Origin of the sequence: Gilliamella sp. Imp1-1, assembly GCF_001690415.1 — a bacterium.
GTDB lineage: Bacteria > Pseudomonadota > Gammaproteobacteria > Enterobacterales > Orbaceae > Gilliamella > Gilliamella bombi.
Genome location: NZ_LZHK01000023.1, coordinates 1 through 1,575 on the forward strand (window position 1 = coordinate 1; position 1,575 = coordinate 1,575).

Genomic DNA, 1,575 nt, shown 5'->3' on the forward strand with positions numbered 1-1,575 from the left:
ATAAGGCTTTCATCACCCGAGCAATGTAACGGCGTGACACCCAAATATTCTCTTTCTGTAAATCAAAACGAATTCGTCTTGTACCATAAGACTGATAGCTCTGATTAAATAGCGTCACGATTTTATTGGCATAAAGCCCTACTGATTTTTGTCTATTCAATTTACACTGATAATAAGCATAATGTCTTGATAATCCTAAATATTGACATAGCTTTGTTATGCTATAACGATGTCGATTTGCTTTTAGGATAGCGATTTTCGTCCTATTATCAGTGCTGCTTGCTTTAAAATATCGTTTTCCATACGGAGTTGTTTAAGCTCTTTACGCAATGCGATTAACTCTTGTTCTTGTGGACTGCGATTATCTTTTGTTTTAAATGAGCCGCTTTGGCTTGCTTGCGTTATCCAACGGTCCAAAGCTGATGGTGTCAAATCATATTCGGCAACGATTTCACTACGTGATTTACCATGTTGATAAAGACTGACCATTTGCTGTTTAAAATCATCTGTGAATGTTCGTCTTTTGCGTTTAATCTTATTCATATTTGTTCCTTTTTTAGTTGTGATAAGTTTACCTTACCCCTTAAAAAAGTTGTATGATTTAGTGTAGCCGATCCAATGGACGTGTTAGTGAACTAGGATTACTTGAGTTTATTTGACCACTACTTGCCCTTGGACCATGCAACGTTACCCGTGTTACATTCTTGGATTTATCCGTAATCCACGTGTCTTCGTAATATCCTTGGCTTGGCAACCTCCAACTCACTGTTGCATTTAGACTACCACTCGTGTTAACTGTCCAACTCAACTGACTTGCATCTACCCCAGCAATAAGCAAATCAAAATACAAGCCATCTGCACCGGTTGTTGGGAAATTTCGGTCGTAAGATGATGGGTTTGTTGATTGAGTTAGAAAGCCCTTAGTAGGACTCCATATGTTAGATGGACCGGCAAAACGTGGGCCGTCGTAAGAAACAATACCACTTGTTCCACCATACAACAAATTCGGCCTGACCGAACAAATAACAGGCTGTGACTGCGTGATATAATACTCCGCTGTTCCTCCACTAAAAGTACTACTATCTGGCAAACCATATTGTGTAGTTAAACTACCTCCTGTACTACTTAAGGTTACCTTATAAGGCGCTTTACATAGACTTAATGTATCACTACGATTAACGGTATTGCCATCTTTATCTTTTATTACTAACGATATACTTCCTGATGCAGTAACTTCACCTGCTCCCTGTCCATCCCCATCATCATCGCCCCATTTACCTTGTGTCACTATAAGTCATTTATATTTATTGAGTCGCTTGATGGCGGGACTATCATTTCAATATCAGCAAAAGTATCCCCTACATTAGGTAACTTGATTAGCGCTGTCGGTGATGAAGGATTATTTTGCGGTGTGAATGTTCGACCATCCGATAACTTAATACCTAATAATTCCTTTATTTCAGTCATTTTAGTAACACCGCCATCAAAGGTTAAATAAGGTGCAGTACCATGAATGCGCTCAGAAGTCGTGGCCGATAATGCCTGCGATTCTAAAGAGTACGGCAATAACAACAA

4 protein-coding genes are annotated in these 1,575 nt (G+C 39.2%); all 4 read right to left on the bottom strand.

Features of this window, described 5'->3' with window-relative positions:
- The coding region (locus A9G38_RS12725) for an IS3 family transposase (RefSeq protein ID WP_442902855.1) at nucleotides 1–118 on the bottom strand (118 nt) is incomplete at its 3' end.
- 125 nt (nucleotides 119–243) lie between these two features.
- Entirely contained in the window at nucleotides 244–543 is a 300-nt protein-coding gene (locus tag A9G38_RS02685) for an IS3 family transposase (RefSeq protein ID WP_037486845.1), read from the bottom strand.
- Nucleotides 544–601: 58 nt separating this feature from the next.
- Complete coding sequence (locus A9G38_RS02690; protein ID WP_065623125.1) at nucleotides 602–1,288, bottom strand: hypothetical protein; 687 nt, start codon at nucleotides 1,286–1,288, stop codon at nucleotides 602–604.
- A partial coding sequence (locus A9G38_RS12180) for a hypothetical protein (protein ID WP_176713218.1) occupies nucleotides 1,288–1,575 on the bottom strand: 288 nt, incomplete at its 5' end. The genes A9G38_RS12180 and A9G38_RS02690, both read right to left, overlap by 1 nt.